The organism is Aeromonas sp. 30P, assembly GCF_051919805.1.
Lineage (GTDB): Bacteria > Pseudomonadota > Gammaproteobacteria > Enterobacterales > Aeromonadaceae > Aeromonas > Aeromonas veronii.
In genome coordinates, this window is sequence record NZ_JBQBEA010000001.1 from 3055334 (window position 1) to 3072440 (window position 17107).

A 17107-nucleotide genomic window follows, 5' to 3' on the forward strand; every position below is an offset into this window, starting at 1 on the left:
CGCCGGGCTTTTTGTTGTTTCAGTCAATTAGTTGACACCCGAGCCTACCGATCTTGCTGGTAGTTTGTTACATTTTTCCCTTGGAATTCAGGGAATAACGGTGATGATAACATGAGCAGAAAACGATCTTTTTATCATCTCTTGCTGCTTTGCCTGTTCGCATTGAGCCACCCCCTGCAGGCTCAGGAGCCTGAACTGGAGCTGTGGCACTCCCAGCAAGCCGGTTACGTGATCGACGACGTGATCGCCCGCTTCAATCAGGAGGGGAACCACAGAGTGCGGGTCACCCAGATTGAGCCGGGCAAGATCAAGGCGGATCTACTGCTGGCAGCTCAGGCCAGGGGGCTGCCCGACCTGATGCTAATCCCCTCCGATTTTATCGGCCTCTATCGCCAGATGACCCTCTCCCCCCTCCCGACCGAGTGGTTTTCCCCCGCGCTGATGGCCAGCGCCTTGCGTTATGTCACCCTGGATCGGCAACGCTGGGGCATGCCCATGATGCAGGGCAACCATCTGATGCTGTTTTACAACAAGGCGCTGGTCTCGACTCCGGTGACCCAATGGCAGCAACTGACTGCTATCACCCTGGCCCTCAAGGCAAAGGGGGTCTACCCCGTCAGCTGGCCCTATCACGACATGTACTACTTCGCCGCCTTTTTACACACCTTTGGTGGCTCGCCGGTGACCGAAGGGCGCATCACCCTCGACAGCCCGGCCATGGTGCAGGCGCTGGAGGCCTACCGCACCGTCGCCAGCGAACAGTGGGTCGATCCCGAGTGCGACTATGACACCGCCCTCACCCGCTTCAATGAGGGCAAGAGCGCCTACCTCATCAATGGGGACTGGGCGTTCAATGATCTGGTGAAGAATATGGGGGATAAGCTGGGCGTTGCCCTGCTGCCCCGCTGGCAAAGCCATCCCATGCACTCCATGAGCGGCGCCTACGTGTTGGGAGCCTCCCGCGGGGCGATGGACGATGAGGATCGGCAACCCATCATCAAGGCATTGATGGCCTTTATCCAGCGTCAGGATATTCAGCAGTCCATCTATCATCAGGGGGCGCTGCTGCCGGTCAATCAGCAGGCTTTTACCGCCATCAGCCGCCGTCCCACGCCTCAGGAAAAAGTGCTGCTGGAACAGTTCACCCTCAGTACCCCCATGCCCTCCGACAGCGCCATGTCCATCGCCTGGCAAGCGATGGAGAAAGGGTTCGAGCGATTTAAAGAGGGGATCAGTGCTGCCGACACCGCCCGCTATATGCAGCAGCTGGCCGATCAGCAGTACCGGCAGGTCAAAACACCATGAAACATCGCACCTTTCGGCTCGGCCCGACCCTCATCATCATCCTGTTCACCGTCGCCCTGCTGCCGGCGCTGCTGGCCAGCACTGTGCTGCTGATCCGCCAGCACCAGATCATCGCCCAGAGCGAGCAGTCACAGCTGGAGCGGGCCCTCACCAGCATGACCCGCGAGGCCCGCTTTCGCAGCGAGCTGATCGGCACCCAGATCAATCAGCTCAGCCAGGATCGGGTACTCCATCAGGCCCTCGACAACTTCCTCTTCTCCAGCCATGCCCGACTGGCACTGGCCACCTTTGTCAAATCCAACAGCCTGATCACCTCAGCCTACCTCATCGATGACAAGGGGTTGGTGGTGGAGTACATCAATGGTCAGGCCTCCCACCTCGAGTCGAGCGACCTGATGCCGCAGCTGATGGCCTGGGGCAAGACCCGCGAGGCGAAACAGGGCAAGCATCTGCTGCTGCCCGTCGATGATCCCGTGCTGGTCGACGACATGGAGCAAAACCGCAGCGGCGGGCTGGCGCTGGTAGCCCCCATCTATCGCAACCACCAGCGCGCTGGGGTGATGCAGACCCCTTCCGGCTTCGTGATGGCCATTCTCCCCTGGCGGCAGATGGCCCAGTTGCTGGAACCCTATCTCAAGGGAAGCGAATATCTGGTGATCTCCCAGGGCGAGAACCGTCTCTACGAAGGGGCTCACCAGAACACCAACGCCATGGATGACAGGGAGCCAAGCAAGTTGGCGCAGCCCCTGGCCATTGGCTGGCCCCAGCTGGAGCAAGAGATCACCCCCACCATCACCCTCTACAGCTACAGCAATGACAGGGTCAGCGAGCTCAATAAATCCCAACAGCTGCTGACCGTCAGCATCGCTGTCATGTTGCTGCTGGTGGCCATCGGCTGCATCTGGCTCACCCGCTGGTTCACCCGACCGCTGCGCTCGCTGGCCGCGCTGGTGCGCAGCTATGGCAAGGGCAACTACCAGCAACGGCAGGCACCGCTGCGCTTTGTGGAGTACGACGAGGTGCGCCAGTTGCTGCAGGAGATGGCCAGCACCATCTCGGATCAGGTGCGGGCGCTCTATCAGCAAAATGAACAGCTGCAGCAGGCCAATAGCGAGAAAGAGGCCTTCAACCAGCGGCTGCTCGGCTTCAACGACGAACTGGAGCAAGAGGTTGCCTCGCAAACGACCGCCCTGCGCTCGGCCCTGAGCCGGGAGGAGCGCAGCCGCCATATCCTGCAATCCTGGCTGCAGTTCGGTCTGCACCAGCAGTTGGATATCGATATTGCCGAGCTGGCCAGCTCCGCCCTGCTGCAACTCTCGCAGCTCTATCCCGGCCACCGCTGGGGACTGGTGATCCGCCGAGACGGGCAGCCCCACTACTCCCTGACCCAGGGGGTCGATCTCCCCTTGCGGGATGCCTTGCAGGAGAAACTGGCTCAACTGATGGATGAGGAGGTTAAACACTCCGAATGCCAGTGGGATGACGCTCTCTGGAAGATCATGACTCTACCCGGTAGCCAAAGTGGCGTGCTGTTTGGTTATCTGATGGTGAGCGCAGAAGGGCTGGAGTCTGAAGACAGGGCCATCTTGCGGCTGTTTGCCAAGCAGTTGGCGGTGGGCATCGAGGGGCGCCTCTTCACCGACGAGCTGGCGCGGGTCGCCCGCACCGACAACCTCACCGGGCTGCCCAACCGGCAGGCGTTCGAAGAGGCTTTCCATCACTATCAGGCGGTGCTGGCACGCCATCCCGAGCGTCACCTCGCCCTCTTCATGCTCGATCTCAACGGCCTCAAGCGCACCAACGACCAGTATGGGCACGAGGCGGGCGACGCCCTGCTAATCCAGATGGCTCGCCAGCTGCGCACCCTCTGCCGTCAGGATGAGAAGATTTTCCGCATCGGCGGCGACGAGTTCGTCTTGCTGGCGGAGGCGGATCACCTCGCCAGCCAGCAGCTGGCAGGCAGGTTGGAGGCAAGCCAGCAGCACGCCATTGTGCAGCATGGGGAGCACAGTTTCCCGCTGCGTTTTGCCATCGGCTGGAGCAGCAGCGACCAGACCCCGCTGGCGGAGCTGAGCCGGGTGGCTGACGACGCCATGTATGCCAATAAGGCGCGCTTCTATCAGGGGCAGCGCTAAAAGCGGAGACCTCTGGCGTTGGCGAGCCTTTCGCCAACGCCCTGATCAGCTCGCAAAAATGGCGCGCAACGCTAGACGCGGCGCGGACCATGACTAAGATAGGGGCTCTTGATGTCTCGATTTGGAAGGGAGTAGGAAATGGAGTTAGTACTTGGCCCACTGGAAGCCCGTGTCATCGGCTGTCTGATTGAAAAAGAGATCTGCACCCCGGATCAATATCCCCTCTCCCTTAATGCACTGGTCAACGCCTGCAACCAGAAGAGCAACCGCGAGCCGGTGCTGGAGCTCTCCGAGCTCGATATCCGCGCCGTGGTGGACGAGCTGATCCGCAAGCGGTTGGTGGTCAACACCGCCGGCTTCAACGCCCGGGTGCCCCGCTACCAGCACAGATTCTGCAACACCGAATTTGGCGAGCTGAAATTCAGTGCCCAGGAGCTCGGCATCGTCTGCGAACTGCTGCTGCGCGGCCCACAAACCCCGGGGGAGCTGCGCTCGCGCACCAACCGCCTCTGCAGCTTCGATGATGTCACCGAGGTAGATGCGGTACTGATCCAACTCATCGAGCGTGGCCCCTACGTGGTCAAGCTGCCGCGCGAGCCGGGCAAGCGCGAATCCCGCTACGCCCACCTGTTTAGCGGCGAAGTGGATATTCAGGCGATGATGGATGCCGCCCCCGCCGCGGCCTATGCCTCCCCTGCCGCTGACCGTCTGAGCGAGCTGGAGCAGGAGGTGAGCGAGCTCAAGAGCCGTCTCGCCGCCATGGAAGCGCGGCAGGCTGCGCTGGATGGTCAGGGCTGATCGCCTTTACCATCGCCACTCTCTATCAGGGAGCCGGGGCAGATGTCCCCGGCTCCCTGCGTTTTTTTATCATGAGGAAGTGCCCGTGATCACCCTGATTAAAGAGTCTGACCACCAGAAGATGCCCTGGAAAAACCAGCAGGGCACCACCAGCCAGATCCTCATCTCCCCCAAGGGGAGCAGCCTTGCCAAACTCGACTTTGACTATCGACTGAGCTCGGCCCCCATCAAGAGCGCGGGCCCCTTCTCCCCCTTTCCCGGCTATCAGCGCATTTTGCTGCCGGTGAGCGGGGCAGGCTTTGTGCTCAACGGCCACCCCTACGCCACCTTCGAGGCGGCGCACTTTAGCGGCGATGAGGAGACCCACTGCGAGTTGCTGAAAAAAGAGGTGACCGATCTCGGGCTTATCTACCACCCGGATCGCATCAGCGCCAACGTGCGGGTGCTGAACCTCCCCTTCCCGCTGACCCTTACCCTCGAGCCAGAGAAAACCTACCTCTGTCACCTGCTGAGCGGCCAGCTGGCCGTGCAGGGCAAAGAGGTGGCCATCAACGAGACGCTGGTGGTGACCGGGGAAGAGAGCATTCACTTCGAATGCCAGAAGAAGACCACCATCGCCTTCTTTACCCTGCAGACTAAATAGCGCAAAAGTCGGCGGTGTACAGTCATGCCACGCCACACACAAACAGCAGAGATGAAAAAGCCGGGAAATCCCGGCTTTTGCTATCGAGGCAACCGGCTCGTGCCGATCAGCGCCTTAGTTAACCTTGAAGGAGCCCTTCATCATGGCGAAGTGGCCGGGGAAAGAGCAGAAGAAGGTGAGATCCTTGCCCGCCAGACCGTCGGTCTTGAAAGTGACGCTGCTGCTCTCGCCACCGCCGATCAGCTTGGTGTGAGCCAGTACACGGGGATCATCCTTGGGCAGATAGCCGTTCTCGGCCCCGGCGCTCATCCCGGCAGTCGCCACTGTCTGATAGTCGGCGGTGCTGGCCAGCACCCAGTTGTGACCCATGGCGGTCACAGGCAGCTTGCCGGTGTGGTTCAGGGTGACCGTCACCTCCTTGCAGGTGGCCGGCACGCTCATCTCTTTGAGGTTGTACTGCATGGCATCATTGCCTTCGATGACCAGTGCACACTCATCCGCCAGCACGGGGGCAGCCAGGGTACTCAGAAACAGCAGGGTAATCGCCTTTTTCATCATCTTCTCCTTTGATTGGCAATGGATGGCAACGACTTGGCGGATGCGGTTAACGCTTCGCAAAGATGCCGTCTAAATCGACCTTCATTTTACTCAATTGTCTTCAATCGGCTATGGCTTTTGGCCAAAGCTGCGGGCCAGGTCACCAGACGGTGCTCTACTCGCCACTCTCTCCCTCACGGATGGACGATACGGCGCTCGGCTGTCACAGGTTCAAAACTGTTTAATTTTTTCTGCCCTTTTCCCTCCGATTGGCCCTATCAGGGCTCGCCCGGCGGGCGCCCCTTGGCTAAGCTAGCGCCCCGATATGAACCTTCTCCAGATGAGAGCGCCGGATGATTGCGATAACCCCCGTGGCGGCCCTGCGCGGCCTGCTGCTGACCCTGCTGCTGGCGCTGGCCGGCTGCCAGCCCACCCCGCCTGCCCAGACCCGTATTCAGGGCAAGACCATGGGCACCTACTATGTGGTGACCCTGAGCGATAGCTATCTCGGTGGGGAGCGCGCCCTCAAAAGCGACGTAGAGAGCCTGCTGGCCCGGATGAACAAGGAGATCTCCACCTACGATCCGGGCTCGCTCATCTCCCGTTTCAATCAGGGGCCCGCCAATACCCCGTTTGCCATCCCGCTCGCCATGGCCATCATAGTCCAGCAGGGGATTGATGCCGGTAAGCTGACCGACGGCAAGCTGGATGTGACCGTGGGGCCTCTGGTCAATCTGTGGGGCTTTGGCCCGGACAAACGGCCGGTCAAGCGGCCCGATGAGGCAGCCATCGCCGCCGCCCGCCACAAGGTAGGGATCGACAAGCTGAGCCTGACCCCGCAGGGGGATCACTTCCTGCTCGAAAAAACGATCCCGGATCTCTATCTCGACCTCTCCACCCTTGGCGAGGGGGCCGCCTCTGACGAGATTGCCGCCCTGCTCGAAGGCAAGGGGGTACACAACTACCTGATCGAAGTGGCCGGTGCGGTGCGCAGCAAGGGCAACAACAGCAAGGGCTCGCCATGGAAAGTGGCCATCGTCGAACCCTCTGATCAGCCGGGAGCGTTTTCCGATATCGTCATCCCCAACGGCATGGCGCTCAGCACTGCAGGCAGCTATCGCAACTACTACGAGCTGGATGGCCAGCGTTACTCCCATATCATCGACCCCGCCACCGGCCAGCCGGTCACCCACAAGCTGGTCTCCGCCAGCGTCATCACCCCGACCGCACTGGAGGCCGATGCCCTCGATACTGCCCTGATGGTGATGGGGCCTGAAGCGGGGTTGGCATTTGCCAAACAGCACAAGCTGGCGGTCTATCTCATCATCAAGACCGAACAGGGGTTCAAGGCCGAGTACACGCCGCAATTTGCTCCCTATCTGGCAGAGAAAAAACGGTGAGTTCAAGGCCCTGGCAACAGGGCCTTTCTCTTTCACTCATCGCGGGCAAAAGGCGGACAAACGGAGATGGTTCGCAATCGACAACTTGGCCAATTGCCTCTTCGGGCGCTTTGGTGGCACACTTTCTCCCATCAGCCCGTAGCGCCTCGACCCAGACAGATGCAGACACCTGAACAAGAGCCAGAAAAAAAGAGCCCAGCCAAGCCACAACGCATTCTGATGGTCAATGAGCAGCGCTCGTTTCAGGTGATGATGAAGGCGATGCTGCTCAATCTGGGTATCAGCAACATCACCTACTCCAATACCGCCGAGGATGCGCGGCGCCGCTGCCAGAAGGGCAGTTTCGACATCTATCTCATCGATTACGATCTCGGGGTTGGCGAAAATGGTCGCCAGCTGCTCGAAAGCCTGCGCGACAAAGACCTGATCCCGCCCCAGAGCGTGGTGATCATGGTGAGTGGCGACAGCTCCCGCGCCATGGTGCTGAGCGCACTGGAGGCCGAGCCCGACGAATACCTGATGAAACCTTTCTCCCAAGAGCAGTTCTCGTTTCGCTTGAAGCGTGCCCTCGCCCGGCGCAACGCCCTGGCCAGCGTCTTTACCGCGCTGGCCGATGACAATCTGGCAGCCCTCATTACCGCCTGTGCCGAGCGGGCCGATGCGGTGCCCCGTTTTGCCAACTACTGCCGCTGCCTGCAGGCCGATACCCACCTCAAGCTGGGTCAGGCGCAGGAGGCGCGCTCTTTAATGCGCCAGCTGCTGGCCGGGCAGGAGAACAGCTGGGCCCGCCTGACGCTGGGCAAGGCGTGCAACACCCTGGGGCTCCACGAAGAGGCGGTCAGCCATCTGCAGGCGACCCTCAAAAATACCCCGCTGATGGTGGAGGCTCACCTCTGGCTGGCAGAATCCCTGCTGGCCCTTGGCAATGACGAGCAGGCGCAGCAGGAGCTCAGACGGGCGGTGGATATATCCCCCCAGTCGGTGCAACTCTCCCGACGACTGGCGGAGGTTTGCCTGCAGCGCCACGACTACGCCCAGGCCAAGGATGTGCTGATGTCACTGATCGACCTGTCACGCAACTCCATCCATCGCACGCCCCATTATCTGGGGGCCTATATCCAGACCCTGACCCTCTACGCCCTCAACAGCAACGACAGCTACCACATCGCCAACCTGCAAAAGCAGGTCAATTCGGCCCTGTCGCGCATCCGCGATTCGCTGATGATGTCGGAGTTCAACTACCCGGTGTTCGAGCAGATCTGTCAGGCCCGGGTGCAGATTGCGCTGGGCGAGCTGCTCAAGGGGAAGAAGATGCTCTATCGCGCCAATCAGAACTGGCTCGATGAACCGGCCACCATGCCCCCCACCCTGCTTGGCGAGACCATCCTTGCCCTCTACCAGCTCGGCGAGTTCGAATATGCCGAAAGCCTGCAAGGGCTGCTGGCGGAGGACGAAGATCGGCTGCTCACCACCTGCATTCAGGCAACCCGCGATGACAAGACGGTGCTGGAGCGGCGTCAGCGCTACCAGCAGCTCAACGATCTGGGGATCAAAGCCTATCAGAGCGGCGAGCTGGAGCAGGCCCTCGGCCATTTTCGCGAGGCCCTGCGCCGCGCTCCCGCCAATACCGGTGCGGCTCTCAACAAGATCCAGGTGCTGCTGCAACTGATGCAGAAAAACCGCAAGAGTCCGGAATTTGGTGCCGAGTGCAAAGACACCCTGGACGTGCTCGACGGCATCCCCCTCAACCCGGCCCAGCAGGAGCGTTTTCGCAAGCTGCGTCAGGAGTTCAACCAGTTCAGCTAAGACGCCGCCGCGCCCCCTTTTCCCCGCCTATGCTGAAACCAGTTCGGCAATGCGAGGGAAACTAAGATGGCGATGTGTCGTTATCTGGTGGCCGATGGCCGCCACTGCAGTGAAGAGGCTGGCGATCACGATCTCTGCCACTGGCATGATCCCCACCATACCCATCAGGAAGCCCACACCGCCGAGGCGCTTGAACAGTACGTTCGCGCAGGCGGACTCTGCCACGGCCTGCAGCTGTCACGGGCCAATCTGGCGGGCCTCAATCTGGTCAACAAGGAGTCCGATCAGGGATTTTTGCTGGAGCAGTGCAACCTCTATCGCGCCAACCTGCGCGGTGGTCACCTCTACGGCCTGCGCATGAAGGGCGGCAGCCTGATGAAGGCCGATCTCAGTGATGCCAACCTCCAGTGCGCTACCCTCGATGACGTCAATCTGCTCGGCATCCGCTGGCACAACACCCGGCTCGACAACATGCAGACCGGCAAACGGGTGATGCAGGATCGCAAGGGGCGCCGCGAACGGGATCCCAAACAGGCGCGCATCTGGTTCAAGGAGGCGGAAGAGACCTACCGGGATCTGCGCAAAGCCTCCGAGGCACAGGGGATTTTCACCATGTCTGGCAACTATATCCAGCAGGAGCTCACCATGCGCCGCCTGCAACTGCCGTTCTGGTCGACCCAGCGCTTCACCTCCTGGGTGGTCGATCTCTTCTGCGGCTATGGCGAGGCCCCGATGCGGGTGGTGCTCTTCTCGTTGCTGCTCATCTTTATCTGCAGCATTTTTTACTTCTTCTGCGGACTGCATTTTCAGGGCGAGCACCTCATCTACCAACCCGGTGCCCCGCTCGAGCAAAATGCCATCTTCCTGCTCGAATGCCTCTACTACAGCGTGGTCACCTTCACCACATTGGGGTACGGCGACTTCACTCCGGTCGGGCTCTCCAGGATCTTCGCCGCCTTCGAAGCTTTCACCGGCAGCTTTACGCTGGCGCTGTTTGTGGTGGTTTTCGTCAAGAAGATGACCCGCTGAAAACCTGTCCACGATCCTACTGCGAGGCTGTGATCAAGGCTCATGTGCTGCTCGGAATCCTCATGTATACATATACAATCCGGTTCCTGCGCTGCGCTTCACCTTGCTGACAGCCTCTCGCGACGGATCGTGAACAGGTTACCAAGCAGTTGCACCAGTCACAGCCCCCGAACTTGCATCCACCGCCGATTCCTAGTCCAATAGCCACTTATAAAAATGACATGAGCATCCCGGACATGAAGATCATCTCTTTCAATATCAATGGCCTGCGCGCCCGTCTGCACCAGCTGCAAGCCATCATCGACAAGCACCAGCCCGATGTGATCGGCCTGCAGGAGATCAAGGTGCACGATGAGGCCTTCCCGCTGGCCGATGTGGAGGCCATGGGCTATCACGTGGAGTTTCACGGCCAGAAGGCCCACTACGGGGTCGCCATCATGAGCAAGCAGAAGCCGGTCAAGGTGGAGAAAGGCTTCCCCACCGATGACGAAGAGGCCCAGCGCCGGATGATCATGGCCACCTTCGAACGTGAAGACGGCACCCTCATCAAGGTGATGAACGGCTACTTCCCGCAGGGTGAAAGTCAGGATCACGAGACCAAGTTCCCGGCCAAGCAGAAGTTCTACGAGGATCTGCAGCACTACCTCGAGACCAACCACACCCCGGACGACCAGCTGGTGCTGATCGGGGATATGAATATCTCCCCCACCGATCTCGACATCGGCATCGGCGAGGCAAACCGCAAACGCTGGCTGCGGGATGGCAAATGCTCCTTCCTGCCCATCGAGCGCGAATGGATGGAGCGACTGAAAGGGTTCGGTCTCACCGACACCTTTCGCGCCGCCAACCCCACCGAGTGCGAGCGTTTCTCCTGGTTTGACTACCGCTCCAAGGGCTTTGACGAGAACCGTGGCCTGCGCATCGACCTCATCATGGCCTCCGATGCACTCAAGGACAAGGTGACCGAGACCGGCATCGACTACGAGCTGCGCGGCATCGAGAAACCCTCCGACCACGCCCCCATCTGGGCCTGCTTTGCCTGATGCGGCGCAAGATTAACCGATGAGCCGCGACGAATTCGTAAACTGTGAAGCGGCTCGCGGTTGCCGGCGATAAAAGGGCGTAAAAAACCCATCCAGACAAGGTGCCTTATGGCACCTTATTTTTTTGCAGCAAGGAGTGGCTGGCGTGATACGGTTGCGAAGAGCCCTGGCCCGGGATGAACATCCCCGAAGCCCCCCGCCCATATCGGAAAAGTCAGACTTTTTTCGTCAATCGGCAACCCTAATTGTCACTTTGAGAAGGTTGTGTTCAAGGTTGCCGCCCTATCATCTCCCATTCCAATCATAAAGAAGTTGTTTTTTTAATCATGAAGTTAATGATGTATATGGAGAAACATGCTGAACGCAGCAGCCGAAATCGATCCAACAGGAGTGTGATGATGAAGGTGCCCAATGCCGGAAGAGAGGTTTACAAACGCAGCTTGCTGACCCTGGCGCTGATCAGCGGTCTGAGTGCCTGTGGCGGCGAGACGACCCAGACGGCCCAGACCATGCCCGCCGTCCCTGTGGTGGTCGCCGAGGTCAAGCTGACCGATGTACCGCTCACCACCGAGATGGTGGGAGAGACCGCCGGTTTTCGCGAGATTGATGTGCGCTCCCGGGTCAGTGGCATCCTGCTCAAGCGCACTTATGTGGAAGGCCAGCCGGTTACCGCCGGTCAGGAGCTATTTCTGATTGACCCGGAGCCCTACAAGGTGGCGCTGGAGCAGGCCAAAGGGACCTTGGCTCAGGAGCAGGCCCGTCTCAACAAGGCCCGTGCCGATCGGGATCGCATCATTCCCCTCTTCAAGCGTCAGGTGGTGAGTCGCAAGGACTATGACGACACCATCGCCAACTACGAAGCGGCCATCGCCAGTCATCAGGCCGCTCAGGCCAAGGTGAAAGAGGCGGAGCTCAACCTCAGCTACACCCAGGTGACCGCCCCCATCAACGGCATGGCGAGCAAGAGCTCCCAGTCCGAGGGGAGCCTTATCTCCACCAGCGGCGACAACGGCCTGCTCACCACCATCACCCAGTTTGATCCGCTCTACGTCAACTTCTCCTACTCGGAGCAGGATCGCCTCAACTTCGAAAACTCGGTAAAAAAAGGGGTGATTGAGGCGAAGGATGCCACCACCTGGCGCACCCATATTCGTCTGGCCGATGGATCCCTCTATCCGGAGGCGGGCAAGCTCAACTTCTCCGACAACCGGGTCGATCCCCAGACCGGCACCATCCGTGCCCGTGCCATCTTCGACAACAAGGACGGCGTACTGCTGCCCGGCCAGTTTGTCCGCATGACCATCGATCTGGGCACCCGCAAAAACGCCATCGTGGTGCCGCCACGCGCCATCGTCCAGTCCCAGGCTGACCGCATGGTGATGGTGGTCGATGCCGACAACAAGGTAGTGCCCCGTCCGGTTACCCTGGGCACGGCAGTCGACTCAGGCGTGCTGATCGAGAGCGGTCTGCAGGCAGGTGAGCGCTATATCGTCGAAGGCTTGATGAAGGCTCGCCCCGGCGCCGTGGTAAAACCTGTCTCTGCCGACGAGATGAAGGCGATCACCGGCAAGGTGGTCAGCCAGTCTGCGGCCAAGTAAGGAGCCCGTATGTTTTCCAAGTTCTTCATAGAACGTCCCATCTTCGCCAGCGTGATTTCGATCATTATCGTGCTGGGCGGGTTGGCGGCGATGCGGGCGCTCCCCATCGAGCAATATCCCCAGATCACCCCGCCGGTGGTCTCGGTCACGGCGTTTTATCCGGGCGCAACCCCGGAGGTGATCTCCCAGACCGTGGCAGCGCCGCTGGAGCAGCAGATCAACGGCGTCGAGCGGATGATCTACATGCAGTCGGGGTCGGCCTCCAACGGCCAAATGAACCTCAACGTCTACTTCGAGATCGGCACCGATCCGGATCAGGCCACCATCAACGTCAACAACCGGGTCTCGGCCGCCATGGCCCAGCTGCCGGAAGAGGTGAAAAAGCAGGGAGTGACGGTCAAGAAGAAATCGACCTCCATCCTGCAGGTGGTCACCCTCCAGTCACCGAACGGCTCGTTTGATACCACCTATCTGTCGAACTACGCCCTGCTCAACATCATCGACGAGCTCAAGCGGATTCCCGGCATCGGTGATACCACCTTGTTTGGCGGTACCGACTATGCGATGCGTATCTGGCTGCGGCCGGATCGACTGGCCCAGCTCGAGCTCACCCCGAGCGACGTGATTGGCGCCATTCGCGAGCAGAACACCCAGTTCGCGGCAGGCAAGATCGGTGCCCAGCCCACCACGGCCCCCATCGACTTCACCTACACGGTGCAGACCAAGGGGCGCCTTGAGGATGTGAAGGAGTTCCAGAACATCATCGTCCGCTCCATGCCCGATGGTTCCAAGATCCGGGTCCGCGATGTCGCCCGGGTCGAGCTGGGGGGCAAGGATTATGATCTGGTCGCCCGCGCCAACGGCAAACCGGCCATCGGTATCGCCACCTATCTGCAACCGGGCGCCAACGCCGTCGCGGTCGCCGATGCGGTACATGCCACCATGGAGCGACTCAAGGAGCGCTTCCCGCAGGATATCGAGTACCAGATCCCCTACGACACTACCGAGTTCGTGAAGATCTCCATCGAAGAGGTGGTACACACCCTGTTCGAGGCGATCGTACTGGTGTTCGTGGTGGTCTATCTGTTCCTGCAGAACTTCCGCGCCACCCTGATCCCCTGTATCGCGGTGCCGGTGTCGCTCATCGGGACCTTCGCCGGCATGCTGGTGCTCGGTTTCTCCATCAACCTGCTGACCCTGTTCGGCATGGTGCTCGCCATCGGTATCGTGGTGGATGACGCCATCGTGGTGCTCGAGAACGTCGAGCGGATCATGAGTGAGAAGAAGTGCTCCGCCAAGGAGGCTGCCATCCTCGCCATGCAGGAGGTCTCCGGTCCGGTGGTCGCCATCGTGCTGGTGCTCTGCGCCGTGTTCCTGCCGGTCGCCTTTATGGGCGGCATGACCGGGGTGATGTACAAACAGTTTGCCATCACGGTCGCGGTCTCGGTCGCCATCTCCGGTCTGGTGGCACTGACTCTCTCCCCGGCCCTCTGTGCCGTGTTGCTGAAAGAGGGACATCACAAACCGGCCCGCTTCTTTGTGTGGTTCAACGATAAATTTGACCAGCTGACCCGCGGCTATGTACGGGGTGTGGCCTTCCTGAACCGTCGGGTGGGGGTCGCCTTTGCCATCATCGCCGTGCTGATCCTCTCCATCTACGGCCTCTTCCTGAAAGTGCCGGGCGAACTGGTACCAAACGAAGATCAGGGCTACCTCATCTCCGCCGTCATGCTGCCGGATGCCGCCGCGATGAGCCGGACCCAGGCGGTGGCGGATCAGTTCGACAAGATCGCCATGGCCAACCCCCATGTGAAGGATGTGATCACCTTCTCGGGCTTTGACATTCTCTCCAATGCCATCATCAGCAACAGCGGCATGACCTTCATTACCCTGAAGGACTGGAGCGAGCGTCAGGGGGCCGGGCAGGACTCCTTCTCGCTGGCCAAGACCTTCCAGGGCTTGAGCCTGATGGGGCTGGCGGATGGCTTTGTCGCCTCCTTCAACCCGCCTCCCATTCAGGGGATGTCCACCACAGGTGGCCTTGAAGCCTATCTGCAGAACCGTGGCACCGGCAACGCCCAGGCATTCTCAGGCGAAGTGCAACGCTTCCTCGAAGCGGCCAAGGCGCGCCCGGAGTTTGCCAGCGTCACCAGCACCTACCGCGCCAACGTGCCACAGGTCTATCTGGACCTGGATCGCGAAAAGGCCAAGGCGCTGGGGCTGCCCATCAACGCAGTGTTCGACACCATGCAAGCCACCTTCGGCCAGGTCTATGTCAACGACTTCAACCAGTTCGGCCGTACCTACCGGGTGCAGTTGCAGTCCGAGGCAGACTATCGCGCCAAGAAGAACGACATCCGCAACGTCTATGTCCGCTCCGACAAGGGGGAGATGATCCCGCTCAGCAGTCTGGTGACGGTGCGTGATGCCACCGGCCCCGAACTGGTCGAACGCTTCAACATCTTCCAGGCCGCCAAGATCATGGCCCAGCCCGCCCCTGGCTACAGCTCGGGTCAAGCCATCGCCGCGCTGGAAGAGGTCGCCAATGAGGCTCTTGGCAACGACGCCAAGCTGGAGTGGACCGGCTCCGCCTATCAGGAGAAAGCGGCCGCAGGCAGCGCAGGCATGGCCTTTGGTTTCGGTATCGTGATGATCTTCCTCATTCTGGCCGCCCAGTATGAACGCTGGAGCCTGCCGTTTGCGGTGATCACCGCCGTACCGTTCGCCCTGTTCGGTGCCCTGCTCGCCACCTGGCTGGTGGGGCTGACCAACAACGTCTACTTCCAGATCGGGCTGGTGACCCTGGTCGGCCTTGCCGCCAAGAACGCAATCCTGATCGTGGAGTTCGCGGTGATGAAGCACGAAGAGGGGATGAGCCTCATCGAGTCGGCACTGGAGGCGGCACGCCTGCGTTTCCGTCCCATCGTGATGACCTCGCTCGCCTTCATCCTCGGCTGTGTGCCGTTGGTCACCTCCAGCGGGGCCGGTGCCGCAAGCCGTCACGCTCTCGGCTGGCCGGTGATCGGCGGTATGCTGGCGGCCACCTTTATCGCCATCTTCTTTATCCCGCTCTTCTTCCGCCTCATCATGAGAGGATCGGAAAAAAGGGCCTGACTATTCTGGTAAAGCTCACCAAGCCCCTCCCTCACGGAGGGGCTTTTTTATGTCACTCCGTTACATCGCAAACAGATAGGCCTTCATCGCCTTGAGGCGTACGGTAGCGGCACCGATGATGTCGATAAAGCCAAGCAGCGGATGGGGTTTATGTGCCGAAATCCAGGCCGAACCGGTCGCCCCGATGGGCAGCACGACCCCTTCCGGCTCCAGCATGTCGAGCACCACTGTCCGGCCATGGCTGGACATGTTGTTGCCCACATGCTGCCGTACATCTTGATCCCCCTGCGCAACACTCATCTGGGCCTCCCCCGTACCAGTAAGTACTGAGTGCACCCGTGCCCGAAAGATGCGCCCGGGATAGGCATCTACATAAAACTCGGCAAACTGGCCTGGTGCTATGTTGCGAAAACTCTGATCCGGAATGCGAAACTCCAGAAACTTGCGAGAAGTGTCGTATAGGTGCATGTTGCCGGTACGGGAACCGCTGGCAATATTGACTATCGAGACCTGACCATCAAACGGAGCCCTGATCACCTTCTCTTCATTCCGTCGCTCCTGCAAGGCCAGCTCTGTCTCTAGATTCAACACCTGAGCTTCAATCGACTGAACCTTCGCTTCACTGGCACTCAGTTGCGCCAGATCGCCATCAATTTGGGTCTGCAGCTGGTCACGGCTCTGAATACTGGCAAAGTTACCCAACTGGGTCAGCCGAGCCAATTCCTTGTGATTGAGGTTCAGTCGTGACTGGATCGCTCGCTGCTGGCTTACCTCTGACGCCACCTGGGCATGCTGGACGTCAATCTGATAGCTCAACGCCCGAGACTTACCGTTACTCTCCCAGTCTGCAAGACTATAAATGGGCTGACCACGCGCAACACGCTGATTATGCGCAACATAAATCTGATCTATCTGATGAAACTGGTTGATGCCTAGTAAGGGTCCCAACACCGCATGAGGTGCCTTGACCGTCGCCGAATCGGTAAAATCCACCGGAGCCAAATGGCGAGAGGTAGTCAATAAACCAAGCGCCAATAACGCGCCAATTGCGGTACTCCAAAAACCCGTTTTTAGGTTCCAAGGCAATATGTTCAGCTTGACCAGCAACCAGACGATCAGGATATAGGGCAGCAGGATCTCTTTCATGATGCCTCCCCCTCATGACGGCCACGTCGAATACCATGGCCGATAATAAGGCTCATCCGCTCGCTCAGCACATCCCAACGGGCAAAGGCGATGATGACGGCAAGCACCCACCAGGTCTTGTCGATAAACAGTCCGCACAAGGAGAGCGCAAACACCAGGGTGATATGCACCGACTCAGACACCTTGGCACGATGCACAGCGATCTCATGCAGTTGCCACAGCAGATAGACCAGATAGAGGACCACATAGAGAGTGATCACAGTAATCACCCCCATAAAGATCTCGGAATCAAGCAGTACCATGATGGCTGGCAAAGCATGGTTGAACTTGGTCGCCTCTATTGGATCGATGTGGGCACCTTTCGAGAAGAAGACAACCAGAGCGACCGTGACCAATATAAACGTCAGGCGCCAAAGCCACCGCGCTAACGCAGAGGTTGATTGTGATGACATTTGATGTTGTTCCTTGAGTAACGGATGAGCAAACAAGTGGACCTCACGAGCCACCCAGCTAATAACGCGCCGGATCGGCGCGACGGGCTGGGTGGAGAAGC

13 protein-coding genes are annotated in these 17107 nt (G+C 59.8%); 10 read left to right on the forward strand and 3 right to left on the reverse strand.

The annotated features are described in order from the left end of the window. Window positions 1–111: 111 nt before the first annotated feature. The 4 genes from ACTG2B_RS14130 to ACTG2B_RS14145 all read left to right on the forward strand — a co-directional run bounded on the left by ACTG2B_RS14130 (window position 112) and on the right by ACTG2B_RS14145 (window position 4881). Complete coding sequence (locus ACTG2B_RS14130; protein ID WP_439996149.1) at window positions 112–1305, forward strand: sugar ABC transporter substrate-binding protein; 1194 nt, start codon at window positions 112–114, stop codon at window positions 1303–1305. Next, window positions 1302–3440, forward strand: coding sequence for a diguanylate cyclase domain-containing protein (locus ACTG2B_RS14135; RefSeq protein WP_439996151.1), 2139 nt, complete (start codon window positions 1302–1304; stop codon window positions 3438–3440). Before ACTG2B_RS14130 ends, ACTG2B_RS14135 begins: the two co-directional genes overlap by 4 nt. 138 nt (window positions 3441–3578) lie before the next feature. Beyond that, entirely contained in the window at window positions 3579–4238 is a 660-nt protein-coding gene (locus ACTG2B_RS14140; RefSeq protein ID WP_439996153.1) for a YceH family protein, read from the forward strand. Between the two features lie 85 nt (window positions 4239–4323). Continuing rightward, window positions 4324–4881, forward strand: a complete 558-nt coding sequence (locus tag ACTG2B_RS14145) for a HutD family protein (RefSeq protein WP_439996155.1) — start codon at window positions 4324–4326, stop codon at window positions 4879–4881. Window positions 4882–4995: 114 nt separating this feature from the next. Here ACTG2B_RS14145 and azu read toward each other — a convergent pair whose 3' ends face one another. Then, window positions 4996–5436, reverse strand: a complete 441-nt coding sequence (azu, locus tag ACTG2B_RS14150) for an azurin (protein WP_005337768.1) — start codon at window positions 5434–5436, stop codon at window positions 4996–4998. A gap of 335 nt (window positions 5437–5771) precedes the next feature. Here azu and ACTG2B_RS14155 point away from each other — a divergent pair, with 335 nt between their 5' ends. The 6 genes from ACTG2B_RS14155 (at window position 5772) to ACTG2B_RS14180 (ending at window position 15408) form a co-directional block, all read left to right on the forward strand. Then, window positions 5772–6818 (forward strand): FAD:protein FMN transferase, encoded by a 1047-nt coding sequence (locus tag ACTG2B_RS14155; RefSeq protein WP_439996157.1) that lies wholly within the window; start codon window positions 5772–5774, stop codon window positions 6816–6818. A gap of 159 nt (window positions 6819–6977) precedes the next feature. After that, a complete protein-coding gene (locus tag ACTG2B_RS14160; protein ID WP_265773615.1) occupies window positions 6978–8624 on the forward strand; it encodes a tetratricopeptide repeat-containing response regulator in 1647 nt (548 codons plus the stop codon). A 66-nt stretch (window positions 8625–8690) separates the two neighbouring features. Then, window positions 8691–9653: an ion channel gene (locus ACTG2B_RS14165; RefSeq protein WP_064341878.1), complete on the forward strand. Its 963-nt coding sequence runs from the start codon at window positions 8691–8693 to the stop codon at window positions 9651–9653. Between the two features lie 236 nt (window positions 9654–9889). Further along, the gene (gene xthA, locus ACTG2B_RS14170; protein WP_439996160.1) at window positions 9890–10696 is read left to right on the forward strand and encodes an exodeoxyribonuclease III; all 807 of its coding nucleotides are present in this window, start codon (window positions 9890–9892) and stop codon (window positions 10694–10696) included. A gap of 398 nt (window positions 10697–11094) precedes the next feature. After that, entirely contained in the window at window positions 11095–12294 is a 1200-nt protein-coding gene (locus ACTG2B_RS14175) for an efflux RND transporter periplasmic adaptor subunit (protein ID WP_106842618.1), read from the forward strand. A 9-nt stretch (window positions 12295–12303) separates the two neighbouring features. Beyond that, a complete protein-coding gene (locus tag ACTG2B_RS14180; RefSeq protein ID WP_439996162.1) occupies window positions 12304–15408 on the forward strand; it encodes an efflux RND transporter permease subunit in 3105 nt (1034 codons plus the stop codon). Window positions 15409–15468: 60 nt separating this feature from the next. Here ACTG2B_RS14180 and ACTG2B_RS14185 read toward each other — a convergent pair whose 3' ends face one another. Beyond that, a complete protein-coding gene (locus tag ACTG2B_RS14185; protein ID WP_439996164.1) occupies window positions 15469–16554 on the reverse strand; it encodes an HlyD family secretion protein in 1086 nt (361 codons plus the stop codon). Continuing rightward, window positions 16551–16949 carry a hypothetical protein gene (locus ACTG2B_RS14190; RefSeq protein WP_235666687.1) on the reverse strand — a complete coding sequence of 133 codons (399 nt, stop codon included), beginning with the start codon at window positions 16947–16949 and terminating at the stop codon, window positions 16551–16553. The genes ACTG2B_RS14185 and ACTG2B_RS14190 overlap by 4 nt, the downstream gene beginning before the upstream one ends. Between the last annotated feature and the right edge of the window lie 158 nt (window positions 16950–17107).

Excerpts from the sequence above, each read along its gene's own strand:
- ACTG2B_RS14130 (WP_439996149.1), top strand. The coding sequence starts at position 112 with ATGAGCAGAAAACGATCTTTTTATCATCTCTTGCTGCTTTGCCTGTTC.
- ACTG2B_RS14135 (WP_439996151.1), top strand. The coding sequence starts at position 1,302 with ATGAAACATCGCACCTTTCGGCTCGGCCCGACCCTCATCATCATCCTG.
- ACTG2B_RS14140 (WP_439996153.1), top strand. The coding sequence starts at position 3,579 with ATGGAGTTAGTACTTGGCCCACTGGAAGCCCGTGTCATCGGCTGTCTG.
- azu (WP_005337768.1), bottom strand. The coding sequence starts at position 5,436 with ATGAAAAAGGCGATTACCCTGCTGTTTCTGAGTACCCTGGCTGCCCCC.
- ACTG2B_RS14155 (WP_439996157.1), top strand. The coding sequence starts at position 5,772 with ATGATTGCGATAACCCCCGTGGCGGCCCTGCGCGGCCTGCTGCTGACC.
- ACTG2B_RS14160 (WP_265773615.1), top strand. The coding sequence starts at position 6,978 with ATGCAGACACCTGAACAAGAGCCAGAAAAAAAGAGCCCAGCCAAGCCA.
- ACTG2B_RS14165 (WP_064341878.1), top strand. The coding sequence starts at position 8,691 with ATGGCGATGTGTCGTTATCTGGTGGCCGATGGCCGCCACTGCAGTGAA.
- xthA (WP_439996160.1), top strand. The coding sequence starts at position 9,890 with ATGAAGATCATCTCTTTCAATATCAATGGCCTGCGCGCCCGTCTGCAC.
- ACTG2B_RS14175 (WP_106842618.1), top strand. The coding sequence starts at position 11,095 with ATGAAGGTGCCCAATGCCGGAAGAGAGGTTTACAAACGCAGCTTGCTG.
- ACTG2B_RS14180 (WP_439996162.1), top strand. The coding sequence starts at position 12,304 with ATGTTTTCCAAGTTCTTCATAGAACGTCCCATCTTCGCCAGCGTGATT.
- ACTG2B_RS14185 (WP_439996164.1), bottom strand. The coding sequence starts at position 16,554 with ATGAAAGAGATCCTGCTGCCCTATATCCTGATCGTCTGGTTGCTGGTC.